The sequence below is a fragment of the Xanthomonas sp. Leaf148 genome (assembly GCF_001423585.1).
GTDB lineage: Bacteria > Pseudomonadota > Gammaproteobacteria > Xanthomonadales > Xanthomonadaceae > Xanthomonas.
On record NZ_LMOP01000008.1, the window covers coordinates 966280 to 992569 of the forward strand.

23 protein-coding genes and 1 other RNA gene are annotated in these 26290 nt (G+C 66.1%); 7 read left to right on the plus strand and 17 right to left on the minus strand.

Annotated features, from left to right (window positions below; all coding sequences use genetic code 11):
• Positions 1 to 12 precede the first annotated feature (12 nt).
• The 7 genes from pepQ to rph all read right to left on the minus strand — a co-directional run bounded on the left by pepQ (position 13) and on the right by rph (position 7248).
• On the minus strand, positions 13 to 1338 hold the full coding sequence (pepQ, locus tag ASF90_RS08785; protein ID WP_055848577.1) for a Xaa-Pro dipeptidase: 1326 nt from the start codon (positions 1336 to 1338) through the stop codon (positions 13 to 15).
• A 59-nt stretch (positions 1339 to 1397) separates the two neighbouring features.
• A complete protein-coding gene (locus tag ASF90_RS08790) occupies positions 1398 to 1745 on the minus strand; it encodes a PilZ domain-containing protein (protein ID WP_055848580.1) in 348 nt (115 codons plus the stop codon).
• Entirely contained in the window at positions 1742 to 4168 is a 2427-nt protein-coding gene (locus tag ASF90_RS08795; RefSeq protein WP_055848583.1) for a DUF1631 domain-containing protein, read from the minus strand. Before ASF90_RS08795 ends, ASF90_RS08790 begins: the two co-directional genes overlap by 4 nt.
• Before the next feature lie 195 nt (positions 4169 to 4363).
• Complete coding sequence (hemW, locus tag ASF90_RS08800) at positions 4364 to 5521, minus strand: radical SAM family heme chaperone HemW (RefSeq protein WP_055848585.1); 1158 nt, start codon at positions 5519 to 5521, stop codon at positions 4364 to 4366.
• A gap of 16 nt (positions 5522 to 5537) precedes the next feature.
• Positions 5538 to 6137, minus strand: a complete 600-nt coding sequence (gene rdgB / locus ASF90_RS08805) for an RdgB/HAM1 family non-canonical purine NTP pyrophosphatase (RefSeq protein WP_055848588.1) — start codon at positions 6135 to 6137, stop codon at positions 5538 to 5540.
• Positions 6134 to 6526 (minus strand): VOC family protein, encoded by a 393-nt coding sequence (locus ASF90_RS08810; protein WP_055848592.1) that lies wholly within the window; start codon positions 6524 to 6526, stop codon positions 6134 to 6136. The genes rdgB and ASF90_RS08810 overlap by 4 nt, the downstream gene beginning before the upstream one ends.
• On the minus strand, positions 6523 to 7248 hold the full coding sequence (gene rph / locus ASF90_RS08815) for a ribonuclease PH (protein WP_055848595.1): 726 nt from the start codon (positions 7246 to 7248) through the stop codon (positions 6523 to 6525). The genes ASF90_RS08810 and rph overlap by 4 nt, the downstream gene beginning before the upstream one ends.
• Positions 7249 to 7361: 113 nt before the next feature.
• Between rph and ASF90_RS08820 the strand changes: the two genes are divergently transcribed.
• The 3 genes from ASF90_RS08820 (at position 7362) to rpoZ (ending at position 9557) form a co-directional block, all read left to right on the plus strand.
• Positions 7362 to 8222 carry a YicC/YloC family endoribonuclease gene (locus tag ASF90_RS08820; RefSeq protein WP_055848598.1) on the plus strand — a complete coding sequence of 287 codons (861 nt, stop codon included), beginning with the start codon at positions 7362 to 7364 and terminating at the stop codon, positions 8220 to 8222.
• A gap of 111 nt (positions 8223 to 8333) precedes the next feature.
• Complete coding sequence (gene gmk / locus ASF90_RS08825; RefSeq protein ID WP_055848600.1) at positions 8334 to 8945, plus strand: guanylate kinase; 612 nt, start codon at positions 8334 to 8336, stop codon at positions 8943 to 8945.
• A gap of 312 nt (positions 8946 to 9257) precedes the next feature.
• Positions 9258 to 9557, plus strand: coding sequence for a DNA-directed RNA polymerase subunit omega (gene rpoZ, locus ASF90_RS08830; RefSeq protein ID WP_002812428.1), 300 nt, complete (start codon positions 9258 to 9260; stop codon positions 9555 to 9557).
• 405 nt (positions 9558 to 9962) lie between these two features.
• On the opposite strand, the gene ASF90_RS08835 is transcribed toward rpoZ, so the two are convergent.
• From ASF90_RS08835 to ASF90_RS08875, 9 genes are all read right to left on the minus strand, one after another.
• On the minus strand, positions 9963 to 11624 hold the full coding sequence (locus ASF90_RS08835) for an FGGY-family carbohydrate kinase (RefSeq protein ID WP_055848603.1): 1662 nt from the start codon (positions 11622 to 11624) through the stop codon (positions 9963 to 9965).
• Between the two features lie 3 nt (positions 11625 to 11627).
• The gene (locus tag ASF90_RS08840; RefSeq protein WP_201782820.1) at positions 11628 to 12407 is read right to left on the minus strand and encodes an SDR family oxidoreductase; all 780 of its coding nucleotides are present in this window, start codon (positions 12405 to 12407) and stop codon (positions 11628 to 11630) included.
• An 84-nt stretch (positions 12408 to 12491) separates the two neighbouring features.
• The gene (locus tag ASF90_RS08845; protein ID WP_055848606.1) at positions 12492 to 13511 is read right to left on the minus strand and encodes an ABC transporter ATP-binding protein; all 1020 of its coding nucleotides are present in this window, start codon (positions 13509 to 13511) and stop codon (positions 12492 to 12494) included.
• 25 nt (positions 13512 to 13536) lie between these two features.
• Entirely contained in the window at positions 13537 to 14367 is an 831-nt protein-coding gene (locus ASF90_RS08850; RefSeq protein ID WP_055848609.1) for a carbohydrate ABC transporter permease, read from the minus strand.
• Position 14368: 1 nt separating this feature from the next.
• Entirely contained in the window at positions 14369 to 15238 is an 870-nt protein-coding gene (locus ASF90_RS08855; RefSeq protein ID WP_055848611.1) for a sugar ABC transporter permease, read from the minus strand.
• A gap of 102 nt (positions 15239 to 15340) precedes the next feature.
• Positions 15341 to 16636, minus strand: coding sequence for a carbohydrate porin (locus ASF90_RS08860; protein WP_082473467.1), 1296 nt, complete (start codon positions 16634 to 16636; stop codon positions 15341 to 15343).
• Between the two features lie 130 nt (positions 16637 to 16766).
• Positions 16767 to 18110: a sugar ABC transporter substrate-binding protein gene (locus ASF90_RS08865; protein ID WP_082473468.1), complete on the minus strand. Its 1344-nt coding sequence runs from the start codon at positions 18108 to 18110 to the stop codon at positions 16767 to 16769.
• Positions 18111 to 18295: 185 nt separating this feature from the next.
• Positions 18296 to 19249 carry a sugar-binding transcriptional regulator gene (locus ASF90_RS08870; RefSeq protein ID WP_055848614.1) on the minus strand — a complete coding sequence of 318 codons (954 nt, stop codon included), beginning with the start codon at positions 19247 to 19249 and terminating at the stop codon, positions 18296 to 18298.
• Between the two features lie 25 nt (positions 19250 to 19274).
• On the minus strand, positions 19275 to 19973 hold the full coding sequence (locus ASF90_RS08875; RefSeq protein WP_055848617.1) for an HAD family hydrolase: 699 nt from the start codon (positions 19971 to 19973) through the stop codon (positions 19275 to 19277).
• Positions 19974 to 20172: 199 nt separating this feature from the next.
• On the opposite strand from ASF90_RS08875, the gene ASF90_RS08880 reads away from it, so the two are divergent.
• Positions 20173 to 22344, plus strand: coding sequence for a bifunctional (p)ppGpp synthetase/guanosine-3',5'-bis(diphosphate) 3'-pyrophosphohydrolase (locus tag ASF90_RS08880; RefSeq protein ID WP_055848620.1), 2172 nt, complete (start codon positions 20173 to 20175; stop codon positions 22342 to 22344).
• Between the two features lie 55 nt (positions 22345 to 22399).
• Positions 22400 to 22476, plus strand: a non-coding RNA gene (locus tag ASF90_RS21900) — sX9 sRNA.
• Between the two features lie 92 nt (positions 22477 to 22568).
• Here the strand turns inward: ASF90_RS21900 and ASF90_RS08885 are convergent.
• Complete coding sequence (locus tag ASF90_RS08885; protein WP_055848622.1) at positions 22569 to 23438, minus strand: LysR family transcriptional regulator; 870 nt, start codon at positions 23436 to 23438, stop codon at positions 22569 to 22571.
• Positions 23439 to 23736: 298 nt separating this feature from the next.
• Here ASF90_RS08885 and kdgD point away from each other — a divergent pair, with 298 nt between their 5' ends.
• Together kdgD and ASF90_RS08895 are read left to right on the plus strand one after the other, a co-directional pair.
• On the plus strand, positions 23737 to 24654 hold the full coding sequence (kdgD, locus tag ASF90_RS08890; protein ID WP_055848625.1) for a 5-dehydro-4-deoxyglucarate dehydratase: 918 nt from the start codon (positions 23737 to 23739) through the stop codon (positions 24652 to 24654).
• Positions 24654 to 26234, plus strand: coding sequence for an aldehyde dehydrogenase (NADP(+)) (locus ASF90_RS08895; protein ID WP_055848628.1), 1581 nt, complete (start codon positions 24654 to 24656; stop codon positions 26232 to 26234). Before kdgD ends, ASF90_RS08895 begins: the two co-directional genes overlap by 1 nt.
• The last annotated feature ends 56 nt before the right edge of the window (positions 26235 to 26290 follow it).

A 26290-nucleotide genomic window follows, 5' to 3' on the forward strand; every position in this document is an offset into this window, starting at 1 on the left:
AGCCGCTCTAAATCAAGGTGCGGCAAACACCGGCCGGGTCAGGTTTTCCGGTGCGTCATCGGTGCACACCACTTCGTCTTCGATGCGAATGCCGCCGTAGGGCTTGAACTGCTCCACGCGCTGCCAGTCGACGCTGGCGGCGTGGCCGTTCTTTTTCACTTCGTCCAACAGCATGTCGATGAAGTACACGCCGGGCTCGATGGTCACCACCATGCCGGGTTCCAGGACGCGGGTCAGACGCAGAGCCGGATGGCCTGCCGGGCGTTCGATGCGGCCGCCGCGATCGCTGGCGGCGAAGCCGGCCACATCGTGCACCTGCAGGCCGATCAGATGGCCCAGGCCGTGCGGGAAGAACGCGGCGCTGACGCCGGTCGCCAGTGCGGCTTCGGCCGACACGGTGAGGATGCCGAAATCCTTGAGGATGCCCATCAGGGCCAGATGCGCGTCCACATGCAGTTGCTTGTAATCCACCCCGGCGCGCACGCTCTGGCCCATGCGCACCTGTGCGGCATCGACGGCGTCGATCAGCGCCTGAAACTCGCTGCCGATGTCGGCGGCGTAGGTACGGGTGATGTCGCTTGCGTAACCGTCTGCGGAGGCACCGGCGTCGATCAGAAAGCTGCGCAGCGGTTGCGGCGCATGTTGGCCCAGCTCGGTGTAATGCAGCACTGCGCCATGTTCGTTGAGCGCGATGATGTTGCCGTAGGGCAGCGTGTTGGCGTCCTGGCCCACTGCTGCGCAGTAGGCCATATGGATGCCGAATTCGCTTTGGCCAGCGCGAAACGCCGCTTCGGCCGCGCGATGCCCACGCACCGCCAGTTGCTGGGCGACGCGCATCAGCGCCAGTTCGTACGGCGTCTTGAAGGCGCGCTGATAGTCCAGGTAATCGATGACCGGCTGTGGGTTGTTGGGCACGTAGGCGCCCAACGCGCTCTGCGCCTCGCCCAGGATGGCGCAGCGTGCGCTGCGCGCGGGCAGCAGCTTCAACGCCTCGTCCGGGGTGCGGATGATGTGGATGTCGCAATGCTCCACCCACCAGCCGCTGGGGGCGTCGGGCACCACATGCCAGTAGTCGAACGGCTGATAGAAGAGCACCGTCGGGCGCTGGCCGGGGGTGTAGATCAGCCAGCTGTTGGGGATGCGTGTCAGCGGCACCCAGGTCTTGAACTGCGGGTTCACCGCGAACGGGTAATCGCGGTCGTCGAACAGCTGGTAGTGCGTGGTGCCGCTGGGCACCACCAGGTGATCAAAGCCGCCGCGCTGCAGCGCTTCATCCGTGCGCGCGGTGAGCGTGCGCAGGTGGTCGGAATACAGGCGGCTCATGGAAGGCTGGGTCATGCGGAACTCGGTCGCGATGCAAGGCAGGGCGCAAGTTTGCCGCAAAGCCTGTGAATCGGTCAGCCGACCATGTGTTCTTCGGCGATCCATGCGCGCAGACGCAGGCGATGCGGCTCGGACATGCTCAGGAAACGAAAGCCGGCCCAGGCCTGCCCCGGCGCATGTGCGGCCTCGGACCACAGCAAGTGCACGCCGACATCGATTTCGGTGGCGCGGCCGATGCGCTCGGGCAGGCTGAAACGCAGCTGATACAGCGCGTCGTCGTGCAACGGAACCGAGGCCAGCAGCAACATGCCGGTTTCGGAGACATTGCCGACCCGGCCGATCTGCGCGTCGCTGAGCATGTCGACGACCGGCACCATGTCGCTGGGCTGGCGGCGCGGGGCGCGGCGGGTGTCCTGGATCATGCAGAGGCCTCGGTGGGGGAGTGGCCAGCCAGACTGCGTAGCGTGCGCACGGTGGCATGCCAGGCGCGGTCGATCAGCCGCGATTTTTCTTCCACCAGCAAGCGTGCCTGGCCGCTGGCCATCAGCCGCGCCAGACCATCCAGCGATTGCTCGCCGAGCTTTTGTCCGCGCTGATTGACGAACAGCGCGTTGCCGGTCATCGGGCTGTACCAGGACAGGCGCTGCCGACGCAGGTCGCCTTGTTGATTGATCACAAATTCGAACCAGGTGCCGAAAGGCAGGCTGCGCAGCTGCACGTAGCAGGCTTCTTCGTCCGGCGTTCGCGGCGTGATGGCCGGCTTGCGCGCGGCGGTGTCGCCCTGGTCGCCCAGCCGCGCGCGCGCCTTGAGTTTGGCGGTGAGCTCGGTGCGTGAGGTGAGCGCATCGTCGCCACCGGGCGTGGACAGGCGTCGCGCGATCGCTGCCGCTTCATCGTGGTGATAGCCGACCTGCAGCAACGCGGTTTCGACGTCGGTGCCCAGCGCGATGTCGGTCGGCAAGCCCTTGCTGCGGCAGGTGACTTCGGCGATGCGTGCGGTCAGGGCCTGGCGCTCGTCCCATTCGGGCGATTGCTCGCCTTGCCGCAGCAGGGTGAGCGTGAGGACGTCCGACCACGCCTGGCGCAGCAGCGATTGCACGAAGCGCGGCGGCGCGCTGTCTTCGCAGAGTTGCTCGATGCGCGCCTGCGCCTGCTGCTTGGCCGATTCCAGCCGTTCCTTGCCGCGTGCGGCATCCACATGCCGGCGTTCGGCCACTTCGGCCTTGCGCGCCAGGTTGCGCAGATGCGTCTGGATATCGTCGTTTGCGGTTGCAAACACCGCCTCGTCGCCCTGGTAGTTGTTGACGATTGTGTCGACTGCGCTGCCCAGCTTGTGCAACAGCTGCGGGTCGACATCGTCGTCACCCAGCCACACCGCGCCGGACTCGGCCACGGTATTGAGCAACTCGCGCACCGGGTGCTGGTCGCGCACGAAGAAGTGCGTGTCGGCCAACGCGGCGCGCACCACCGGCACCTGCAGCTTGGCGAGCAGGGCCTGCGCGGGCGTGTGCTCGCGCACTTCACGCTGCATCTGCGCGTAGAGCAGACCGAGCAGGTCGAAGGTGTCGTTATCTTGCGGCGAGAGCGCGGCATCCGCGCCGTGCTCGGCGCGTAACAGTGCCAGCACCTGACGCTGCACCGCATCGATGCCGGACCCCTGCGACGCTGCAGCTGGCTGCGCGCCCAGCGCGCCTTGCAGGCTGGCCAGCGCCTCGCCGAGCGCGGCCTTGGGCACGCTGACCGGGGCAGGGCCGGAGGGCTGCGCAGAGGGCTGTGCAGACGGTTGCGCAGCGGCGGCCTGCACCAGGCTGCCCGGCGCGCCGCGCTGATGTATGCCAGCGCTGGCTGCTGCCTGCGACTGGCGGGCCGAGGACATCAGGCTGTCCAGCGCGTGTGCGGCGTCGTCCAGCGCGGGTGAGGTCGCTTGCGCGCTTGTTGCTGCGGTGGGCACAACCGCGGACGTACCGTGCGCATCGAGTAGCGCGCTCTGCCATGCGGTTGGCGCGGATTGGCCGGCCCATGCGGTGGCCGGGCGCGCGCCGGGGTGCGCGGCGCCGGGCGTGCCAGAGGTGGCAGCGTTCCTGGGCGCGCCTGCGCTGTCCGGCAAGGTGCGGCGTGTCTGCACCTGCGTGGGCCTGACCAGATACGGGTGGTAGATCAGCCCCGGCAGAATGCCTTCCTGCGCCAGCGTGGCGTTGGCGCTCTCGTACAGGTCGCCCAGGCGGTCCATCACCTGGTGCTCGAACACCTTGTACAGCGCCAGTTGACCATCCAGGTTGAGGCCCAGCAGCTGGCCGCACTCGCGCAGGATCCGGCAGAGCGCGTAGGGGCCAAGCGGCAAGGCGTCCAGCTCGAACTCCGGCACCGCGCCGATCACCGCCAGCCGCTGTGCCAGCAATTGCAGCGCATCGGCACGGCGTGCCGTTTCGCGGCGGGCGATCTCGCTGAGCACGATATCGCGGTCGATATCGGTGTCTTCCACCAGGGTCAGCATCTGCGGCTGGGCCGTTGTCTCGGCGGGAGGCACCAGCGTGGGGCGTTCGCGCAGCAGGGCCAGATCCTGCGCCAGGTGCTGCAGGAACAGCTGCGGGAATTGGTCGATGTGATCGCGTAGCCCACGCATCTGCGCGTAGGTATCGGCCTGAATCTGGCTGTTGCGCGCATGTTCGGCCCGGTGCAGCAGTTCGCGCTCCAGCTCGACGATGGTCAACCGCAGTGAGCCGTTGAGCGCCTGCACGCAGTGCGCATGCAGCATGCCCAGCAGGCGACGGCCACGCGCGGACACGGGTGCCTCGGCGATCGGGCCGCTGAGTGTGGGCTGCAGGGAAGAAACGGGCGTGGACATCCGGGAGGGTGGGCTCGATGCGAAGCGTGAGCTATGTAGCATGTTTTCCCACTGCCCAGCGACCCTGTGGGCGCTGGCAGTCGATGCGTCGCTGTCTGTGCGTGTACGTCGGCAGGAGCGTGCGCCGGTGGCTGCAGCGTTGCCAGCCGTCGTATCAGCGTGTTGCCGACAACGCCTGCAGAGCGACGTGCGCGGTCAGCTCAGGAACAGTTCGACCACATCGTTGGTAAAGCGGCGGCCCAGTTCGGTGGGCACCACACGTCCTTGCTGCTCGATCAGCCACCCCTGTGCCACCGCACGCGCCACCGGCGCAGCGATGGCCGCGGCAGCCAGGCCGGTCGATGCCTCGAAATCGCTCAGGCGAAACCCTTCATGCAGCCGCAACAGATTGAGCATGTATTCGAACGGCAAACGCTCGCGCGGCACGACTTCATCGCCGCCGATCGACGCGGCGGTGCCGGCACTGGCCAGATAGGTTTGCGGGTGCTTGTGCTTCCAGCGACGCAGCACGTGCTGCTCGGCACCGGAACTGATCTTGCCGTGCGCGCCGGCGCCGATGCCCAGGTAATCGCCGAAGCGCCAGTAATTGAGGTTATGCGCGCACTGCCGCCCGGGTTTGGCGTAGGCGCTGACTTCGTACTGCGCATAGCCGGCTTCGGCGAGCAACGCTTGGCAATGTTCCTGGATATCCCAGGCCGCATCGTCGTCGGGAATGCCCTTGGGCGGCCGCGCGAAGAACACCGTGTTGGGTTCCAGCGTGAGCTGGTAATGCGACATATGGGTGGGCTGCAGCGCGAAGGCGCGCTCAAGATCGTGCTCGGCCTGCAGCAGCGTCTGCTCGGGCAACGCATACATCAGGTCGATATTGAAATTGTCGTAGCCGGCATCCTGCGCCAGCTTGATCGCGCGCTCGGCGTCGGCGCTGTCATGGATGCGACCCAGCCGCTGCAATGCCACATCATCGAAGGTCTGCACCCCGAAGCTCAGCCGGTTCACACCGGCCGCGCGGTAGTGCTCGAAGCGGCCATGTTCGGCCGTGCCCGGGTTGGTTTCCAGGGTGATTTCAAGGTTCGGCGCAAACCGCAGCCGCGCCGCTGCGGCCTGCAAAAAGCGGTCGATCGCCTCGGCCGGAAACAGGCTGGGCGTGCCCCCACCGAAGAACACCGAATGCACCACGCGTCCCCATACCAGCGGCAGATCTGCATCCAGGTCGCGGATCAATGCATCCACGTAGTCCTCGAACGGCAATACGCCCTTGGCCGCGTGCGAATTGAAGTCGCAATACGGGCATTTGCGCACGCACCAAGGCAGGTGCACGTAGAGCGAGAGCGGGGGCGGGATCAGGTCGGACACTGCGTGAGGTCGTCCGTTACAGCGCGAGCGCGTGCAGTTTGTGCTGCAGCGTGGCCAGCGCCACTGCGCGGTGACTCAAGCGGTTCTTCAGCTCGCTGTCCATTTCCGCCGCGGTCAGGCCGTAGACCGGGTCCAGGAACACCGGGTTGTAACCAAAGCCGCCATCGCCGCGCGGTTGCGTGGTGATCACGCCTTCCCAGCTGCCTTCGGCGATCAGCGGCTGCGGATCTTCCGGGTGACGCAGCAGCACGATCACCGCGTAAAAACGCGCGCTGCGGCGTTCGGCGGGCACATCGCGCATGGCATCGAGCAACTTGGCGTTGTTGGCCTGCGCATTGGTCGGGCTGCCGGCATAGCGCGCGCTGTACAAACCGGGCGCACCGCCAAGCGCATCGACGATCAGGCCGGAGTCATCGGCCAGCGCGGGCAGGCCGGTGACGGCGCTGGCATGGCGTGCCTTGATCAACGCGTTCTCGACGAAGGTCAGGCCGGTTTCCGGCACGTCCTCTACTCCGAGTTCGCCTTGCGCGACGATGCGCAGCGGCAGTGCGGCCAGCATCGCGCGCAGTTCCTCCAGCTTGCCGGCGTTGCCGCTGGCCAGGACCAGTTGTTTCATTGCTTGGGCTCCAGCAAATCCCACTTGGTGCCGTACAGATCGCGGAACACCACGACCGTGCCGTACGGTTCTTCGCGCGGGGTTTCCAGAAATTCCACGCCAAACGCCTGCATCGCCGCGTGGTCGCGCCAGAAGTCGTCGGTGTAGAGAAAATGATCCACCCGCCCACCGGTCTGGTCGCCGATGCGCGCCTGCTGCGCGGCGTCGGCCGGCTGCGCAAGCAGCAAGCCGGCATCCTGCGCGCTGCCCGGGCCGATCACCACCCAGCGTTTGCCGTCGCCCAACGCGCGATCTTCCAGCACCTGGAAGCCCAGCGCGCCGGTGTACCAGGCAATGGCCGCATCGTAATCGGCGACCAGCAGCGTGGTCAGGGCAATGCGCCGGCTCATCCGGCCAGTGCAGCGCGTTGCAGTGCGAACAGTTCGCCCATGCCCTTTTCGGCCAGGGCGAGCAGCGCATTGAGTTCTTCGCGGCGGAACGCGTGGCCTTCGGCGGTGCCCTGCAGCTCGATAAAGCCGCCGCCATCGTTCATCACCACATTCATGTCGGTGTCGCAGTCGCTGTCTTCCGGGTAATCCAGATCCAGCACCGGCTCGCCGCGATAGATGCCCACCGACACCGCAGCGACGGCGCCGATCAACGGATGCTTCTTGATGTCGCCGCGCTTGAGCAGCAGGTTCACCGCATCGGCCAGCGCCACGTAGGCGCCGGTGATCGCGGCGGTACGGGTGCCGCCGTCGGCCTGCAGCACGTCGCAGTCCAGGGTGATGGTGCGCTCGCCCAGTGCGTTGCGATCCACGCAGGCGCGCAAGGCGCGGCCGATCAGCCGCTGGATTTCCAGCGTGCGCCCGCCCTGCTTGCCGCGTGCGGCTTCGCGGTCGGAGCGGGTGTGGGTGGAGCGCGGCAACATGCCGTATTCGGCGGTGACCCAACCTTCGCCCTTGCCGCGCAGGAAGTTCGGCACGCGGTTTTCCACGCTGGCGGTGCACAGCACGCGGGTGTCGCCGAAGCTCACCAGCACCGAGCCTTCGGCATGGCGGGTGAAGGAGCGTTCGATGCGCACCGGGCGCAGCTGATCGGCCATGCGGCCGCTGGGACGGGAAAAGGTCATGCGATGAGTCCGGAAGTCGGGAGGTGGGTCTTGGCGCCAATGCACGGCGGGCAGCAGCCGGCCGGTGTGGGCGGCTAGGGTACCATTCGCGCTTTGACGGCACGGGATTCACGATGATCCGAAGCATGACCGCGTTTGCTGGCGGCGAACGCATCACGCCCTGGGGCACGCTTGGTTGCGAGCTGCGCTCGGTCAACCACCGCTTTCTGGAAGTGGGCGTGCGCCTGCCCGAAGAATTGCGTGCGCTGGAGCCGCTGCTGCGCGAACGCGTGGCAGCCAAGAACAGCCGCGGCAAGCTGGACCTGACGCTGCGCTTGCGCGCGCCGGACAACGCACAGACGCTGGCGGTCAACGAATCGCTGCTGCAGGAACTAGGTGCGCTGGCCACGCGGCTGGACGGGCTGTTTCCCAAGTTGCAGGTGGGCTTTACCGATCTGCTGCAGCTGCCCGGCGTGTTGCAGGTGCAGGACGTGGATGCGCCCGCGCTGCAGGCCCAGGCGCTGGCCTTGCTCGACGAAGTGGTCGACAGTTTTGTGGTTGCGCGCGAGCGCGAAGGCGGCAAGCTGGCCGAGGCGATCAGCGAGCGTGTGGATGCGATCGAACGCATCGCCGCCGAGGTGCGCGTTTTGATCCCGGCGATTCGCGAGGGGCAGCGCGCCAAGCTGGCTGCACGCCTGGCCGATCTGCCGCATCCGGTGGACCCGGGCCGCGCCGAGCAGGAACTGGTGCTGTGGCTGCAGAAGCTCGATGTGGACGAGGAACTGGACCGTCTGTCCAGCCACATTTCCGAAATCCGCCGCGTGCTCAAGCAGCGCGAACCGGTCGGCCGCCGGCTGGACTTTCTGCTGCAGGAGTTCAACCGCGAAGCCAATACGCTGGGCTCCAAGTCGGTGGACAGCCGCACCTCCAACGCCGCGGTGGATCTGAAGGTGCTGATCGACCAGATCCGCGAGCAGGTGCAGAACATCGAATAGCCGTGAATAGGCAATCGGGAATGGGGAATCGTCAAAGCAGGTACGATTCCCCACGGCCTGCTTGCTCCGCGCGGTGCCCCATTCCCTATTCTCGACTCCCTATTCCCTAAAATGCGCGGCACCCTCTATATCGTTGCGGCCCCCTCGGGCGCCGGCAAGAGCAGCATCGTCAACGCCACCTTGGCGCGCGACCCGAAGATCGCGTTGTCGATCTCGTTCACCTCGCGCGCGCCGCGGCCGGGCGAGCGGCATGCCGAGCACTACCATTTTGTGTCGGCAGACGAGTTCCAGGGCATGATCGAAGCGGGCGATTTCTTCGAATATGCGCGGGTGCATGGCGACTGGAAGGGCACTGCGCGGCAGTCGGTTGAGCCGCAGTTGGCCGCCGGCCACGATGTGCTGCTGGAGATCGATTGGCAGGGCGCACGCCAGGTCCGCCAGAAAGTGCCCGATGCGGTGAGCGTGTTCATCCTGCCGCCGTCGCGCCAGGCGCTGGACGAGCGCATGCGCAAGCGCGGGCAGGACAGCGAAGACGTGATGGCGCAGCGGCTGGCCGCCGCACGCGAAGAAATGCTGCATTTCGAAGAGTTCGATTACGTGATCATCAACGAGACCTTCGACACCGCGGTCTCGGAGATGTGCGCCATCTTCACCGCCAGCCGGTTGCGTCGGCAGGCGCAGCAGCAGCGGCATGCCGGCTTGATCCAGGCATTGCTGGACTGAGACCGCCGCCGGGTGGCCGCTTGCACGCGCGTGATGCACGCTGCCCGCAGCGCTTGCTCCGACGCCATAACGCGGCAGGTCGACGACCGGCATGCGTGCAGTTGTGAATGACCTGGGCTGGCGGCTGAGCGGCCGGACCTGCAGGGGTGTTCTGCGCACCGGGGCGCCGGTGCGGGTTGGTCGATGTGGTCCAAGTAGCTGATTCCAAAGCAAACTGAATGGCCGCCGGTTGCCCGGCCAGCGGCGCGGGCGTACACTCCGCCCCCTTTCCCTCATTCGATGCGCGGCCGTTGCTGGTCGCCGGGAGCCCGCATGGCCCGCATTACCGTAGAAGATTGCCTGGAAGTCGTGAACAACCGTTTCGAGCTGGTCATGATGGCCTCCAAGCGCGCCCGTCAGCTCGCCAACGGCGTGCAGCCGTTGATCGAAAACGCAGACGCCAGCGACAAGCCCACCGTGATGGCGCTGCGCGAGATCGCTGCCCGCCGGATCGACAATGCCCTGATCGATGAAGTCGAGAAGGCCGAACGCGAGCGTGCCGAGCGCGAAGCGCTGGAATGGGCAGCCGCCGAAGTGGTCGCCGACGAAGACATGTCGAAGAACGACGACTGATCGTCACCCGCCACTGCGGTGGCCGACGATGACGATGTCCAAACAGCCCGCTTCGTGCGGGCTGTTTGCGTTTTGAGGCCTGTGGTGTGAGCAACAGGATGCTTGCGCTTCGGTGAAACGTGTGCGGCCGTCACGCGCTGCATCGCCGTGTGGCGCGCATGCCCTCCGGTTCCCGCGCGTCGCAGGCGCTGCCCGACGGCTGCTCGCCGCAGTGCGTCGGCAGTTTTCATCGACGTCGATGCGCCGCATAGACTCGCCGATCGCGCGGCGCGCGCTTCAGGAGTTGTCTGCCAACACCTGCGCTATCTCGTGTCGCGGGCGACGGTGCAGCCCCCGGCCGGCGCGCTGGTGGGCATGTCTGCACCAACTGCCGCCAGGCCGCTGGTGGATCGCGCGTCGCAGGAATTAGTTGTCGTCCGCCGGCAGCTGCGCCATCTCATCACGCAGGCTCCGGTCCAGCGCCTGCATGGCCTGGTAGCCACGTCGCTTTGCGGCATGCAGGCGCGCGATGGGCACCGGCGTCGCGGTGGTGCTCGCGCCCAGGCCGCTCATGGCGGACATCGCTGCCGGCAGATCGGCAAAGCCGCCGCTGGCCACCGCGGCCAGCATCGCGCTGCCCAGCAGCACCGGTTCGGCGGTGGCGGCAACCTGCACCGGCACGCCGCAGGCATCGGCCATCAATTGGCGGACCAGGCGGCTGTGGCTGGCGCCGCCACTCATGATCACGCTGTCGAACCTCACCCCCTGCGCGCGCAGCGCATCGATGATGTCGGCCAGCCCGTAGCCCAGACCGCAGACACCGGCCACGTACAGCGCTTCCAGACCTTGCAGATCGTGGTCGATGGTCAGCCCGGCGATCATGGCGCGAGCGTTGGGGTCGGCATCGGGCGAGCGGTTGCCCAGATAGTCCGGCAGCACATGCAGCCCGCGCGCCAGTACGGCGGCCTGCGACGCGCTGCCGACGCGCGCCAGCACGCGTTCTTCCAGCCACTGCAGCACATCCTGGCCTGCCGCGGTCGCCTGTGCGTTGGCGTCGGCATACCCCGGATGCGAGCGCACCAGGGTGTCGATTGCCACGCCCGCCGCAGATTGGCCGCCCTCGTTGAGCCATAGCCCCGGGACCAGTGCGGAGCCGTAAGGCCCCCAGACGCCCGGCGTGAAGCAGGGCGTCTGGGTGCTGGCCAGCACGCAGGCCGAGGTGCCGAAGATATAGGCCAACCGCGCGGTGAGCGGCATCGGCTGGCCATCTGCGGACGGGCTGGCGAGCGTGCCGATGGCACCGGCATGCGCGTCGATCAACGCCGCGCCTACCGCGATGCCGGCACGCAAGCCCAATTCGTCGGCAGCCTGCGCCGAAAGCCCCTGGCCCAGCGCGGTGCCGGGCGGCACCACCTCGCTGCCGATCCGCGCCGCCGCATCGTCCAGCAGGTCGGCCAGGCCGATACGTTCGAAATAACGCCGGCTCCAGCCGCCTTCGTGCTGCACGTAGGTCCACTTGCAGGTCACCGTGCAGAGCGAGCGTGCGGTGCTACCGGTGGCGCGCCAGCTCAGCCAGTCGGCCAGGTCGAAGAAATGCGCCGCGCGTGCGTAGCTGTCGGGCAGGTGCTGCTTGAGCCATAGCAGCTTGGGGGTCTGCATTTCCGGCGAGATCTGCCCGCCGACATAGCGCAGCACCGGCTCGTCGGTGGCGTTGATGTGCGCGGCCTGGGCGATGGCGCGGTGGTCCATCCACACGATCACATCGCGGTCGGCCTGGCCGCTGGGGCTGATGCACACCGGCCCGCCGTCGGCGGCCACCGCCACCAGCGAGCAGGTGGCATCGAAGCCGATGCCCGCCACCCGCGCGACGTCCACGCCGGTGTGTGCCAGCACGGCGCGGATCGCCTGCACGCAGGCCTGCCAGATGTCTGCGGAAGATTGCTCGACCATCTCGCCGGGCAGGTACCAGGTCTGGATGGCATGGCGCGCGGTGCCGAGCAACTGGCCGCGCGCGTCGAACAACCCGGCGCGGGCGCTGCCGGTACCCACGTCCACGCCGATATAGATCGCCTCGTTGGTCGGTTGCATGGCTTACCAGCAGGTATAGCCGCCGTCGGCCAGCACGATACTGCCGGTCATCAGGCTGGCGGCAGGGGAGGCCAGAAACAGCGCCACCGAGGCGATTTCTTCCACTTCGCCCAGCCGTCCCATCGGCGTGCCGCCGATCCAGGCGTCGTACATCGCCGGGTCTTCCTTGACGAAAGCATTGAGTGGCGTGGCGATATAGGTCGGCGCGACGGCATTGACGCGCACGCCGCGTGCGCCCCATTCGGCAGCCAGCGATTTGGTCAGGTGATGCACCGCTGCCTTGGAGGCGTTGTAGTAGGCCTGCGCCTGCGGTTTGTTGACGATGAAGCCTGACATCGAGCCAACGTTGACGATCACGCCATCGCCGCTTTGCAGCATGTGCTTGCCGAACGCACGGCAGCACCAGAACGTGCCATTGAGGTTGACGTCGATGACGTTGAGCCAGTGCTCGTCGGTGACCGTTTCGGCCGGGGTCTGGCTACGGGCGATGCCGGCGTTGTTGACCAGGATGTCGACCTTGCCGAACCGGGCGTTCAATGTATCGGCAACGCTGGTGACGCGTGCCGAATCGGTCACGTCCATCTGCACGAACTCTGCATCCAGGCCCTTGCTGCGCAGGGTGGCCAGGCCTTGCTCGGCCACAGCGCCATCGTGATCGGCAATGACCACCTTGGCGCCGGCTTCGGCCAGCGCTTCGCAAATCGCCAGGCCGATCGCGCGGCCGCCGCCGGTGACGACCGCCACGCGGCCATCGAGTTTGAACTTGTCCAGATACATCGGCATGTCTCCTGCTGGTGTTGATCGTGGGGGAGGAACGAAAACGGGGGAGGAACGAGGGGGGAGGGAGGTTTGGGAGGGAGCGCGCGCTCAGCGCATGGCCTGTTGCTGCGCGTCGAAGCGGTGCAGGTGCTGCGGGTCGGGGACCAGGGTCACCGTCTCGCCGACGTGCACACGCAGATCGCCAGTGCAACGCGCATCGACCGTGCCCACGCCGGGGATCTCCACGTACACGAAGGTGTCGCTGCCCAGATGCTCGGCCTGGATCACGCTGCCTTGCCAGGCATCGCCGGTGCCGGTTGCGGGGCTGCCGCGCTGCACGGCGATGTGCTCCGGGCGCACCCCGAGCGTGACCGCACCATGGCGCGCGGCTACCTCGCCCTGCAGCAGATTCATGCGCGGCGAGCCGATGAAGCCGGCCACGAATACATTGGCAGGGCGCTCGTACAACTCCAGTGGCGTGCCGACCTGTTCGATGCGTCCGGCCTGCAGTACCACGATCTCGTCGGCCATGGTCATCGCTTCGACCTGATCGTGGGTGACATACACCGCGGTGGTCTTGAGCTGCTTCTGCAGGCGGGTGACTTCCAGGCGCATCTGCACGCGCAAGGCGGCGTCCAGATTGGAGAGCGGCTCGTCGAACAGAAAGCCCTTGGGCTCGCGCACGATGGCGCGGCCGATCGCCACGCGCTGGCGCTGGCCGCCGGACAACTGCCCGGGCTTGCGGTCGAGATAATCGGTGAGGTTGAGCACCGTGGCGGCCTGCGCCACGCGGCGCTCGATTTCGGCACTGGGAACGCGCGCCATCTTCAGGCCGAACGCGATGTTCTTGCGCACGCTCATGTGCGGATACAGCGCATACGACTGAAACACCATCGACAAGCCACGCTTGGCCGGCGCCAGGCCGGTCACGTCCTGGCCGTCGATGAGGATGCGTCCGCCGCTCACATCTTCCAGCCCGGCGATCAAGCGCAACAACGTGGTCTTGCCGCAGCCGGAGGGGCCGACGAAGACCACGAACTTGCCGTCGTCGATCTCCAGATCCGCGCCGTGGATGACCTGTGTGTCGTCGAAGGATTTGCTGACACCTTGCAGTGTGATGCGTCCCATGAACCACCTATCAAAGTTGAGTGATCTACTTCACTGCGCCGAAGGTGAGCCCGCGCACGAGCTGCTTCTGGCAGAACCAGCCCAGCACCAGGATCGGCGCGATGGCCATCGTCGAGGCGGCCGACAACTTGGCCCAGAACAGGCCTTCCGGGCTCGAATACGACGCAATGAACGCGGTCAACGGTGCGGCCTTGGACGAGGACAGATTCAACGACCAGAACGCCTCGTTCCAGGCCAGGATCACGTTGAGCAGCAGCGAAGACGCAATGCCGGGAACCGCCATCGGCGCCAGGATGTAGAGGATCTCCTTGCCGATGGTGGCGCCGTCCATGCGCGCCGCTTCCAGGATGTCCTTGGGGATGTCCTTGAAGTAGTTGAACAGCATCCAGACCATGATCGGCAGGTTGCTCAGGCACAGCACGATGATCAGGCCCAGCTGGGTATCCAGCAGCCCGGAGTCGCGGTACAGCAGATAGATCGGCACCAGCACGCCCACCGGCGGCAGCATCTTGGTGGATAGCATCCACAGCAGAATCCCGCGTGTGCGCTTGGTGGGCGAGAACGCCATCGACCACGCGGCAGGGATGGCGATGACCAGCGCGATCAGGGTTGACCCCAGCGATACCGCCACCGAATTCCAGGCATGCGCGAAGTAGTCGCTGCGTCCCTGCACGGCGACGTAGTTTTCCAGCGTCCAATGGAAGAACACGAAGCTGGGCGGGCTGGAAAATGCATCGACCTCGGTCTTGAAGCTGGTCAGCAGCATCCACAGGATCGGGAAGAAGATCACGCCGCCGACCACCCATGCGGCAACCGTGGTGACGAGGATCTGCAGCGTTGAGGTACGACGTGCCATCTCAGGTCTCCAGGTTCTTGCCGACGATGCGCACCAGGAAGATGGCCGCGATATTGGCCAGCACCACGGCGATCAATCCGCCTGCCGATGCGGCGCCCACGTCGTACTGCAGCAGTGCCTGCGAATAGATCAGGTACGCCAGATTGGTGGTTTGCAGGCCGGGCCCGCCGCCGGTGGTGACGTAGATCTCCACGAACACGGTGAGCAGGAAGATGGTTTCGATCAGCACCACGATAGTCAGCGGGCGCGCCAGATGCGGCAGGGTCAGATGGAAGAAGCGGTCGAACGCACCGGCGCCATCCATCAGCGCGGCTTCCTGTTGTTCTTCATCCAGCGACTGCAGCGCAGTCAGCAGGATCAGCACCGCAAACGGCAACCATTGCCAGGCCACGATGACGATGATGGAGAACATCGGGTACTGGGTGAACCAGTCGATCGGGGTCAGGCCAACGCTTTGCCATAGCCATGCCAGCAACCCGGACACCGGATGCATCAGCAGGTTCTTCCAGATCAGCGCGCTCACCGTCGGCATCACGAAGAACGGTGCGATCAGCATCAAGCGCACGATGCGGCGCCCCACGAACACCTGGTCCAGCAGCAGCGCGATCAACACACCGAAGACGGCCGTGATCGCCAGTACCGAGCCGACCAGCAACAAGGTATTGCCCAGCGAAGAGAGAAACGCCGGGTTGCTCAGGAAGTAGCGGTAATTGCCCAGTCCGACAAAGGTCTGTTCCGGGTTGAGCAGGTTGTAGTTCAACGTGGAAAACCACACCGTCATCGCCAGCGGCACGATCATCCAGGCCAGCAACAGCACGATCGACGGGGCGATCAGGAACCGTGCGAGTTTTTGCGTTTGATGGGTGGCCATCGGCAAGGTCCAGGGTGGGGGCAGGCAGCGCGCCTGCAATGCATGGCAGCGGCCGGATGCGTCGACGCAGGGATAGGCGTCGAACGCACGGCCGGGTGGTCGTCAGAAATTCAGGCTGACCTGCAGGCCGACAATGGTGGCGTTGTCGCCATCCAGTCCACCCGGATGACGGATGTACTGCACGCTGGGCATGACTTCGATCCCGCGGCTGACGGCGATGTTGTAATTGAGCTCGATGGGGTATTCGTAGCGCTGCACGCCAATGGCCGCCGCGCCCGCGGGCAAGCGCTGGTTGTAGCGGGTTTGCGCCGTACGCAAACGATCGCTGAGCGCATTGCGGCCGACGGCCACGCCGATGCGGTCGTTCGGTCGCGCAGCGGAAAGTCCTTTCCAGAACCCGCCGATCGCCAGCACCTGGCCCACGGTGCTGACCTCGTCGTCGGCGTCGATGACGCTTGCGAACAGCCGCAAGCCACCCCCGGCGCCATTGCTGGTGACCTGTTGTTCGAAGTTGGCGTAGAACGCGCGATCGGTGTCCTGCAGCGCGGCCGGATCGGTGCCGAGGCTGGTCGGCACGCCCGAGCGGGTGTAGACGCGCAGTTGATCGTTGCTGTTGCGGGTCGCACCGATGCGGTAGTCGCCATCGATCCCATTGCCGTAGTCGGGCTTGTACTCCACTTCGGCTACCAGCAGGGTGCCATGGTCGTCGCCGGAGGTGCCAAGCTTCAAGCCTTGGTCGGTGGATCGGTTTTGCGGGTTGGCATCGTAGCCGCCTACGCGGAAAAACCAGCGTTTGTCCGGGCTGAAAGTGACCACGCCGCCCCAGGCGCTGAGCGGGTCGCCATACCAGTTGTTGCTGATGTAGTTGGACGAGCCGCCGCTGCAGAAGGTCAGGTGCTGGTAGTTGCAGTTGAGCGCGAAGAAATCGGCGCTGGGATACAGGCGGCCGGCTTTCAGCGTCAGCTTGTCGTCGAACAGGCGCTGGGTCAGCGAGAACTGGGTCAGGCGCGTTACATCGCCGCGTCCGAAGATCTGCTGCGACTGCAATAGCGTGGGGATGCCGGCGGTGTTGTTGATCAACTCGCCGTTGCGATTGGTGATCTCCAGTTTGAAATCGGCGCCGGACCAGCCCCATAGCCGTTCCAGATCGAAGTACCCGCCCAGGAAGAACTGGTCGGCATAGGCGGTGCGCTCGCGGAGCCCGCCGGAGGTGTTGTGGGCGGTCTGGCTGAAGTGCGCCAGTTTGAACTGGATACCGTCATCGGCCAGCTTGCTGCGTAGGCCGCCCCAGTCGCCGCCGATGTGTTTGTCCGGATCGAATGCCTGGGCGCTGGCCTGTGTGCAGGCCAGGCCGGCGAGCAACATCGTCAGCGCAGGTGTGGTGTGCCTGATCTTCATCGATTGCCTCGTGGGAAGGTGCGGCGCCGTAACGCCGGAGCATGGCTGTGGCCAGGGGCGGGCCGGGCAGGGTGCCCGGCCCAGCGGACCTGTACTTGGAGCAGCTGATAAAACGTAGCGAGCGCTGCGCTTAGCGCTTGGGGTAGCCGGCCCGCTGCATCTCGCGCTCGGTGGCGGCCTGCGCGTTCTTCAATGCCTCATCCACGCTGATCGAGCCGGTGAGCGCCGCGGAAAACTGCTGGCCCACCGTCGTGCCGATCGACTGGAATTCGGGGATGGCCGCGTACTGCACGCCGACGTAAGGCACCGGCTTGACCGTGGGGTGATGCGTGTCGGCGCCCTGGATGGCGGCCAGCGTCTGCTTGGCGAAGGGTGCGGCCTTGAGATACTCGGCCGTGGCGTACAGCGACTGGCGCGTGCCCGGCGGCACATTGCCCCAGCCCTCCTTGCCGGCCACCAGTTCGGTGTAGTGCTTGCTGGTGGCCCAGGCGATGAATGCCTGCGCTTTGTCGGCCTTTTTTGAACTTGCCGGGATGGCCAGATTCCACGCCCATAGCCAGCCGGTGGTCTTGCCCTTGCCGGCATCCGGCGCCGCGGCAAAACCGACCTTGTCCGACACCTTGGATTCGCTCGGGTTGCTGATGAACGATGCGGCCACCGTGGCATCGACCCACATCGCGCACTTGCCTGCGGTGAACAGCGCAAGGTTCTCGTTGAAGCCATTGGACGCAGCACCCGGCGGGCCGGCGTCTTTCATGACATCTACATAGGTCTGCAGCGCGGCCTTCCATTCCGGCTGGTCGAACTGCGGTTTCCATTGTTCGTCGAACCAGCGCGCACCGAAGGCATTGCCCATCGAGCTGATCAAGGCCATGTTCTCGCCCCAGCCGGCCTTGCCGCGCAGGCAGATGCCGTAGATGCCGGCCTGCTTGTCGGTCATCTTGCGGGCGGCCTCGGCCACGAAGCTCCACGAGGGCTGCGCCGGCATGCTCAGGCCGGCCTTCTGCAGCAGGTCGGTGCGGTACATCAGCATCGAGCCTTCGGCGTAGAACGGCGCTGCATACAGCTGGCCCTTGTGACTGACCGCATCGCGGATCTGCGGGATCAGATCGTCTACCTGATAGTCCGCATCGAACGTCAGCGGCTTGAGCCAGCCGCGCTCGGCCCAGATCGGCACCTCGTAGGTGCCGATGGTCAGCACATCGAACTGGCCGCCCTTGGTCGCGATGTCGGTGGTGACGCGCTGGCGCAGCACGTTCTCTTCCAGGGTGACCCACTCAAGCTTGATCTGCGGATGGGTGGCGGTGAAATCCGAGGTCAGCTTCTGCATGCGGATCATGTCGCCGTTGTTGACGGTGGCGATGACCAGGGTGTCCTGCTTGGACGCAGCGTCGCTGTTGTTCGCGCCTCCGCCGCATGCCGCCAGTGATGCGCTCAGTGCCGCGCAGATCAGGGTCTTGATCGAAGTGTTCATACCGGTGCCTCAGCTTGAGGTTGGTTGAGCAAATGCCCGTGTGATGCGCATATGCCCACGACGTCGCCACGCTGTAAAGCACTTTCGATCTTGCAGCGCAGCATCGCGGCGCACGCCAAGGCGCCCGCGCATGCCGGGAAATTTCAGCAATGAACTGCCATTACGCCCGCTGCGATGCGCTCAGCTCAGCTGGCGAGCAAGGCCTTGGCGGTGTGCTCGTCGGTGATCAGGCCGTTGAGGATGCGGCCCTTCAGCGCGGCCTTGATCGGGCCCACCTTGGCGTTGCCCACGGCCACGCCGATCGACAGGCTGGTGGCCGGCACCGGATGCGGCACGCTGGTCAAACGTAGGTTGGTGCCTGCATCGATGATGTCGCCGGCTGCGGTGAGCGCCCAGCCGATCACCTCCCCCACCGCGCCCAGCCGGATCAGGTCCAGCAGTTCGTTGCGGCTGATGAAGCCGTCCACATGCAGCGGCGCGGTCTGATCGAGCTGGCCAACACCGACCAGGCGCAGATCGGCCTTTGCGGCGATCGCGCGGACCCGGCGCACCGCTTCGATCCCCAGCAGCGTTTCGCGTTCTTCCTGCGAGGACAGAAACACCGGCAGCGGCATCGGGTAGTGCTGCGCGCCGGTCAGATCGGCCAGGCGCGCCACTGCGTCGAACGGGCTGGCCGAGCCATCCGGGGAAATGTTGCCGACCAGCGAAACCAGCTGATGATTGCGCGTTTGCATCGCAGGAATGCGCTCCACCGCCGCGCGCATGGCACGGCCGGTACCGATGCCGATGATGCTCGGACTATCGCTGCGCAAGGTGGATTCCAGCAGCGCTGCCGCGCGTTCGGCGACACCGGTGACCAGGTGCGGGTCGGCCGGATCGGTGGGCGCGACCTCGCAATAGCGCATGCCGAAACGGTCCTGCAACTGCGCGGCCAGATCCATGCAGGCGGCGATCGGATGTTCCAGCCGGAAGGTGATCAACCGCTGGCTCAGGCACAACGACACCAGGCGCTGCGCGGTGGCGCGCGAGACCTTGAGCTTGCGCGCGATCTCGTCCTGGGTGTTGCCGGCGATGTAGTACAGCCAGCCCGCTCTGGCTGCGGCATCGAGTCGGCTGGTGTCGTTATCGGGGTTGGCCATCGTCACATCTGTCTGCGTGGAAGTCTCAGCCTAACGTAGTGCCCAGGCGCTTGGTGCCGATGGCGCCCAGTGCGGTGGCGATGGCCGGCATGTCTGCAAACACCTGCGATGCGCCTGCGGCAACGAGCAGCGCGGCGGCCGCAGCGCTTGCGCGGTGATGGCCGCCGCCGGTGAATCCCCACACCTGCATCCCGGCCGCGCATGCGGCTTGCACGCCGCTGGGACTGTCTTCGATCACCAGGCAGCCCGCGGGCGCCACCTGCATGCGGTCGGCGGCGAACAGGAATAGGTCCGGCGCAGGCTTGCCACGGGCAACCAGCTCGGCGGTGTAGATGTGCGCGCCGACATGCCCCGCCAGGCCGGTGACCTGCAGGCACAGGCGAACCCGCTCAAGATGGCTGGACGAGGCCACGCACCGCTGTGTCTGCACTGCGTCCAGCAGCGCGGCCACGCCCGGGATCGGCTGCAATTCGGTGCCAAAGCGGGCCAGCAACGCGGTATTGAGGTCGCGCTCGAAGGTGTCCGGTAGGGTGCGCCCCAGCGTCTGCACATGCGCGCGCACGCTGCCCAGGCTGCGCCCGAGGAAGTGCTGCTGGACCCCGTCGATGTCGATGTCCACGCCATGTTGTTGCAGTGCCTGGGCCAGTACCGCGCACGCCAACGGCTCGCTGTCGACCAGCACGCCGTCGCAGTCGAAGATCAGCAGGTCGGGCGGAGCGAGCATGGGTGTGGTCCCTGGACTAACGCGGGCCCGAGTGTAGCAGTCGGGCAAATGTCGCTTCGCTGGGCAAAGTTGCAGATAGCGCATCTGTGGCCGCTGCGGCTGGCGTGAAGCGGCCGCACAGCGACCGATCGCCGGCCGCCAGCGCGTGCGGCACGCATGCCGCGTTGCCGCAAACCGGCCACTGGCATAGTCTTCGCGCATGAACCCAGGCCCCACTGCCCAGGCGACCGTGGCGACGTCCCCGTCTTCCGACCCGGCTATCCCCGACTACGTCCTGCACCTCGAACGCGCTGCCAGCTACCTTCCCAAGGAGCAGCTGCCGATCCTGCGCCGTGCCTGGGAAGTCGGCGCCATGGCGCATGCCGGCCAGACCCGCAAGTCCGGCGAGCCCTACATCACCCATCCGGTGGCCGTGGCTGGCGTGCTTGCCGAGCTGGGCCTGGACATGGAATCGCTGATCGCCGCGATCCTGCACGACACCATCGAAGACACGCCGCTGACGCGCGAAGAGCTGGCCTCCGAATTCGGCGAAGCGGTGGCCGAGCTGGTCGATGGCGTCACCAAGCTGGACAAGCTCAAGTTCCGCGACCGCCAGGAAGCGGCGGCGGAAAGCTTCCGCAAGATGTTGCTGGCGATGTCGCGCGATCTGCGCGTGATTATGATCAAGCTCGCCGACCGGCTGCACAACATGCGCACGCTCGGCGCGCAGAGCACCGAGGCACGCGGGCGCATCGCGCGCGAAACCCTGGAAATCTACGCACCCATCGCCCAGCGCCTGGGCATGAGCCTGATCAAGTCCGAGTTGCAGAACCTGGGCTTCCGCGCGCTGTATCCGTGGCGTCACGCCATCATCGAAAAACATATCCGCAGCCAGCCGGTGGTGCGGCGCGAATCGATGGCGCAGGTGGAAGTGCAGCTGTCACAGCGGTTGGCCAAGGAAGGGCTGGAACATCGGCTGGTCAGCCGCATCAAGACGCCCTGGAGCATCTATTCCAAGATGCACGAAGAGAACAAATCCTTCGACCAGGTGATGGACGTGTTCGGCTTCCGGCTGGTGGTGCGCACCGTGGCCGATTGCTATCACGCACTCGGTGCGGTGCATGCCACCTTCAAACCGCTGGACGGGCGCTTCCGCGACTTCATCGCGATCCCCAAGGCCAACGGCTATCAGTCGCTGCACACGGTGCTGTTTGGTCCCTACGGCTCGCCGATCGAGGTGCAGATCCGGACCGAAGAAATGGACCTGATCGCCGAGCGCGGCGTGGCTGCGCACTGGACCTACAAGGTGGGCTCGGCCTCGCCCAACAGTGCGCAGAGCCGCGCGCACGACTGGATCGTGGAGCTGATCGACTCGCAGCGCGCTGCCGGCTCGTCGTTGGAGTTCCTGGACAACGTCAAGGTGGACCTGTTCCCGGACGAGGTCTATCTGTTCACGCCCAAGGGCAAGATCCTGGCGTTGCCGCGCAATTCCACCGCGCTGGATTTTGCCTACGCCGTGCATACCGACGTGGGCAACCGCGCGGTGGCCTCGCGCGTGGACAAGAAGCTGGTGCCCTTGCGCACCAAGCTGGTCAGCGGGCAGGCAGTGGAAATCATCACCGCGCGTTCGGCCACGCCCAAGCCGCAGTGGCTGGAGTTTGTGGTCAGCAGCAAGGCGCGCACCGCGATCCGCCACCAGCTCAAGCAGCTCGAACACGAAGATGCCGTGCAGCTGGGTCATCGCATGCTCGATCGCGCGCTGGAAGCGATGGATTCTTCGCTGGAACGTCTGCCCAAGGGCCGGTTGGATGCCTTCCTCAACGAACACCGTTACCCGCGGCTGGAAGCGCTGCTCGCCGATGTCGCGTTGGGCAACTGGATGCCTACCCAGGCGGCACAGGCCTTGATGGCGTACGCGGAATTGCGCGGCGGCGGGCACTCTAAGCACTCGCACGAAAAGATTCTGATCGACGGCAGCGAGCGCGGCGTGATCAGTTTCGCCAACTGTTGTCAGCCGATTCCCGGCGACGAAATCATGGGCTATCACACTGCCGGCAAGGGCATCGTGGTGCACCGCCTGGATTGCCCCAACCTGGCCGAGCTGCGCAAATCGCCCGAGCGCTGGGTACCGATCGATTGGGACTCCAACGTCACCGGCGACTACGACACCGCGCTGGTGGTGGAAGTGGAAAACCGCACCGGCGTGCTGGCGCAGTTGGCCGCAGCGATCGCGCAAAGCAAATCCAATATCGAACGTGTGGACTACCTGGACCGCGACTTCAATGCGGCGGTGCTGCGCTTCAATATCCAGGTGCGCGACCGCCGCCATCTGGCCGAAGTGATGCGCCGGCTGCGGCGCCTGCATGTGGTGCAGAGCGTGGGACGCCAGTAAGAGCATCTAGCAAAAGGCCTGTGCTCACCGCCATGTAGGCGGTGATCGGTGCGGCATGTACCACGCGTATGTTCCGGTTCTGAGCGCGCCGTCCACACCCACGTGACGACTGCTCGTTACCTGGTGTTAGCCGCTCTAAATCGGATCGTTGCGTTGGGCAGTGGATGCGCTGCAGCGGCTGTGTGACAGCTCAAGCGTGTTGCCTGGCTCAGGCGATCAGGCGATCAGGCGATCAAGCGACGCAGCGCAGGGTTGTCGTTGTCCTGCTTCCACACCAGATGCAGTTCCACCGGCGTGGCAGGGGTTTCATCGCGCAGCGGCAGGTACACGATGCCGGCGTAACGCAGGCCGCTGGCGCCTTCGGGCACCAGTGCCATGCCCATGCCGCCGCGCACCAGCGCCAACACCGAGTGGATCTGGCTGACGTACTGCACCGAGCGCGGCGCGATGCCGCGCGCACCGAACAACTGCGCCAGCAGATCGTAGAAATAGCGCGCTTCATCGGGTGCGTAATTGACCAGCGGCTGCCCGTCGAAATCCTGCAGGCGCAGGCTGTCGTGTTGCGCCAGTGGCGAGTCTTCCGGTAGCGCGGCGATCAGCGGTTCGCGTGCCACGCAGCGGCTGTGCAGACCCTGGCGCTGGATCGGTGGGCGCAGCAGGCCGATATCCAGCCGGCCGGCATCCAGCGCGTCCAGTTGCGCCAGACTGACCATCTCCTTGAGTTGCAGATCCACATCGGGCGCTTGCCTGCGCCACCGCGCGATGGCCTCGGGCAGGAAGCGGTAACTGGCACCGGCGGTGAAACCCACCGACACGCTGCCGGCATCGCCGGTGCCGATCCGGCGCGCGCGCAGGCCTGCATTTTCGGCCATGCGCAAGATCGCGCGCGCTTCGGCCAGCAGGCTGCGGCCAGCCTGGGTCAGCCGCACATGCCGGCTGTTGCGCTCCAGCAGCGCGGTGCCGACGCTGTGTTCCAGCAGCTGAATCTGGCGGCTGAGCGGCGGCTGGGTCATGTTCAGGCGCTCGGCTGCGCGCCGAAAGTGCAGTTCGTCGGCGACGGCGACAAAGCAACGCAGTTGTTGCAGATCGAACATGGCGGGCGGGCCTCGCATTGCAAAAACACACGAATCGGATGCTGCACCCGCAACATCCCGGCGCGGCCAGCACGAATGAATAGGCGACGCTCGGCCAGAAAGGACGCTGGCGGACGCAACCACCCATAATTACGTCGCGTCGAAAAAGCGTTGCAAAGCAGCCATTTGCGGCGCACTACGTCAGTCTGTGATGCGATTGATTCAACTTATGTATCAAACAATACGTCCTTTGGTTTGGACCAGCAACGATCTGCGTTTCTAGGATCAACCGCATCCCCCGCCCAGGAGCGTTTGTCCGATGAGCAGCAGATACACCCCGTCCGAAATGGCCCAAGCGCTTGGCGCCGGGCTGTTGTCGTTTCCGGTGACCCATTTCGATGCCGACCTGGCCTTCGACGAACCCGCCTATCGCAGCAATCTGGACTGGCTGTCCTCGCATCCGGCCGCCGGCCTGTTTGCGGCGGGCGGCACCGGCGAGCTGTTTTCGCTGACGCTGGACGAAGTGAACCGCGCCGTGCGCGCAGCCGTCACCGAGACTGCCGGCCGCATGCCGGTGATCGCCCCGGCCGGCTATGGCACTGCGATTGCGATCGAGATGGCGCAGGCCGCCGAGCGCAACGATGCCGACGGCATCCTGCTGTTTCCGCCGTACCTCACCGAGTGCGATGCCGACGGAGTGGCCGACCATGTCGAGCGCGTCTGCAAGGCGACCAGCCTGGGCGTGATCGTCTACGGCCGTGCCAATGCCAAGCTCGACGATGTGACGCTGGCGCGCGTGGCCGAGCGGTGCCCCAACCTGGTGGGCTACAAGGACGGCATCGGCGATGTGGATCGCATGACCCGCATCTATGCGCGGCTGGGCGACCGGCTGTTGTACGTGGGCGGCCTGCCCACCGCCGAAACCTTCGCGCTGCCGTATCTGGAAATGGGCGTGACCACGTATTCGTCGGCCATCTTCAATTTCCTGCCCGAGTGGGCGCTGGCGTTCTATGCGGCGGTGCGCGCGCGCGACCACGCCACCATCTACCGCGAGCTCAACGACTTCGTGTTGCCGTACACGGTGCTGCGCAATCGTCGCGCCGGTTATGCGGTGTCTATCGTCAAGGCCGGCATGCGCGCGGTTGGCCGCCCGGCCGGTCCGGTACGCACGCCATTGGCTGATCTCAATGAAGACGAATTCGCGCAGCTCAAACAACTGATCGGAGGCCGCCGCTGATGCACACCCTCAAGGGCGAATCGCTGATCGGGCAGCGCAGCGTGCGCGGCGCCGGGGCGGAATTTCATGCGGTGGATGCGGCCAGCGGCGCGGCATTGCAGCCGGCGTTCGGTTCGGTGAGTGCACAGGATCTGCAGCAGGCCTGCGCGCTGGCGCAGGCGGCGTTCGACACCTATCGCGAAACGCCGCTGGAAGCGCGCGCGGTCTTTCTGGAAACCATCGCCGAGCAGATTCTGGCGTTGGGCGATGCATTGATCGAACGCGCCATGTGCGAAAGCGGCCTGCCGCGCCCGCGTCTGGAAGGCGAGCGCGGACGCACCGTTGGCCAGCTGCGTCTGTTCGCCAACGTGGTGCGCGAAGGCAGCTGGCTGCAGGCCCGCATCGACCCCGCGCTGCCGCAACGCACGCCGTTGCCGCGCGCGGATCTGCGCCAGCGGCATATCGCACTGGGGCCGGTGGCGGTGTTCGGCGCCAGTAATTTCCCGCTCGCATTCTCGGTGGCCGGTGGCGATACCGCGTCGGCATTGGCGGCCGGTTGCCCGGTGGTGGTCAAGGCGCACAGTGCGCATCCGGGCACGTCGGAATTGGTGGGCCGTGCGATCCAGGCGGCGGTGGCGCAGTGCGGGCTGCCCGAAGGCGTGTTCTCGCTGCTGTTCGACGCCGGCATCGAGATCGGTGCGCACCTGGTGGCCGACGCGCGCATCAAGGCGGTGGGTTTCACCGGCTCGCGTGCTGGCGGCATGGCGTTGGTCAAGATCGCTTCCGCACGCCGCAAGCCGATTCCGGTGTATGCGGAGATGAGTGCGATCAATCCGGTGTATCTGCTGCCGCAGGCGCTACAGGCGCGTGCATCCGATCTGGGCAAAGCGTTCGTCGGCTCGCTGACCTTGGGCGCGGGGCAGTTCTGCACCAACCCCGGCTTGCTGCTGGCGATCGATTCACCGGCGCTGGATGCGTTTATCGCGTCGGCCACGCAAACGCTGCACGCGGTGTCGCCGGCAGCAATGCTCACCGCAGGCATTGGCCAGGCCTATGCGCAGGGTGTGCAGCGTCTGGCCGCGCATCCGCAGGTCAGCACGCTGGCACGTGGCGCCGCACCGGAAGCGGGTCGCTGCCCGGCCGCATTGTTCGGCACCGACGCCGATGCCTTTCTGGCCGATGAGGCGCTGCAGGCCGAAGTCTTCGGTGCCTCCTCGCTGCTGGTGCGTTGCAAGGACATCGATCAGCTGCGCGCGCTGAGCGAGCACCTGGAAGGCCAGCTCACCGCCACCTTGCACATGGATGCAGCCGATACCGACCTGGCCGCCGCGTTGCTGCCGGTGCTGGAACGCAAGGCCGGGCGCATCCTGGTCAACGACTGGCCCACCGGTGTGGAGGTCTGCCACGCGATGGTGCATGGCGGCCCGTTCCCGGCCACCTCCGACAGCCGCAGCACCTCGGTGGGCACGCTGGCGATCGATCGCTTCCTGCGCCCGGTCTGCTACCAGGATCTGCCGGCCGCGCTATTGCCCGCTGCAGTGGCGCACGGCAACCCACTCGGACTGTGGCGACGCGTCGATGGCGCGCTGGGACACGACTGACAGCAGCGGCGGCAACGATGCCTGAGGCGTGCCGGAGGAGGGTCCGGTGCGCCATC

What these genes read in the sequence shown, in the direction of transcription:
- ASF90_RS08865 (WP_082473468.1), bottom strand. Translation starts at nt 18,110, where the DNA reads ATGAACACTTCGATCAAGACCCTGATCTGCGCGGCACTGAGCGCATCA.
- kdgD (WP_055848625.1), top strand. Translation starts at nt 23,737, where the DNA reads ATGAGCAGCAGATACACCCCGTCCGAAATGGCCCAAGCGCTTGGCGCC.
- ASF90_RS08840 (WP_201782820.1), bottom strand. Translation starts at nt 12,407, where the DNA reads ATGCCGATGTATCTGGACAAGTTCAAACTCGATGGCCGCGTGGCGGTC.
- ASF90_RS08875 (WP_055848617.1), bottom strand. Translation starts at nt 19,973, where the DNA reads ATGCTCGCTCCGCCCGACCTGCTGATCTTCGACTGCGACGGCGTGCTG.
- rpoZ (WP_002812428.1), top strand. Translation starts at nt 9,258, where the DNA reads ATGGCCCGCATTACCGTAGAAGATTGCCTGGAAGTCGTGAACAACCGT.
- rph (WP_055848595.1), bottom strand. Translation starts at nt 7,248, where the DNA reads ATGACCTTTTCCCGTCCCAGCGGCCGCATGGCCGATCAGCTGCGCCCG.
- ASF90_RS08795 (WP_055848583.1), bottom strand. Translation starts at nt 4,168, where the DNA reads ATGTCCACGCCCGTTTCTTCCCTGCAGCCCACACTCAGCGGCCCGATC.
- ASF90_RS08895 (WP_055848628.1), top strand. Translation starts at nt 24,654, where the DNA reads ATGCACACCCTCAAGGGCGAATCGCTGATCGGGCAGCGCAGCGTGCGC.
- ASF90_RS08880 (WP_055848620.1), top strand. Translation starts at nt 20,173, where the DNA reads ATGAACCCAGGCCCCACTGCCCAGGCGACCGTGGCGACGTCCCCGTCT.
- ASF90_RS08870 (WP_055848614.1), bottom strand. Translation starts at nt 19,249, where the DNA reads ATGGCCAACCCCGATAACGACACCAGCCGACTCGATGCCGCAGCCAGA.
- gmk (WP_055848600.1), top strand. Translation starts at nt 8,334, where the DNA reads ATGCGCGGCACCCTCTATATCGTTGCGGCCCCCTCGGGCGCCGGCAAG.
- ASF90_RS08845 (WP_055848606.1), bottom strand. Translation starts at nt 13,511, where the DNA reads ATGGGACGCATCACACTGCAAGGTGTCAGCAAATCCTTCGACGACACA.
- ASF90_RS08855 (WP_055848611.1), bottom strand. Translation starts at nt 15,238, where the DNA reads ATGGCCACCCATCAAACGCAAAAACTCGCACGGTTCCTGATCGCCCCG.
- ASF90_RS08835 (WP_055848603.1), bottom strand. Translation starts at nt 11,624, where the DNA reads ATGCAACCGACCAACGAGGCGATCTATATCGGCGTGGACGTGGGTACC.
- ASF90_RS08790 (WP_055848580.1), bottom strand. Translation starts at nt 1,745, where the DNA reads ATGATCCAGGACACCCGCCGCGCCCCGCGCCGCCAGCCCAGCGACATG.
- ASF90_RS08885 (WP_055848622.1), bottom strand. Translation starts at nt 23,438, where the DNA reads ATGTTCGATCTGCAACAACTGCGTTGCTTTGTCGCCGTCGCCGACGAA.
- ASF90_RS08850 (WP_055848609.1), bottom strand. Translation starts at nt 14,367, where the DNA reads ATGGCACGTCGTACCTCAACGCTGCAGATCCTCGTCACCACGGTTGCC.
- pepQ (WP_055848577.1), bottom strand. Translation starts at nt 1,338, where the DNA reads ATGACCCAGCCTTCCATGAGCCGCCTGTATTCCGACCACCTGCGCACG.
- ASF90_RS08810 (WP_055848592.1), bottom strand. Translation starts at nt 6,526, where the DNA reads ATGAGCCGGCGCATTGCCCTGACCACGCTGCTGGTCGCCGATTACGAT.
- ASF90_RS08860 (WP_082473467.1), bottom strand. Translation starts at nt 16,636, where the DNA reads ATGAAGATCAGGCACACCACACCTGCGCTGACGATGTTGCTCGCCGGC.
- rdgB (WP_055848588.1), bottom strand. Translation starts at nt 6,137, where the DNA reads ATGAAACAACTGGTCCTGGCCAGCGGCAACGCCGGCAAGCTGGAGGAA.
- ASF90_RS08820 (WP_055848598.1), top strand. Translation starts at nt 7,362, where the DNA reads ATGATCCGAAGCATGACCGCGTTTGCTGGCGGCGAACGCATCACGCCC.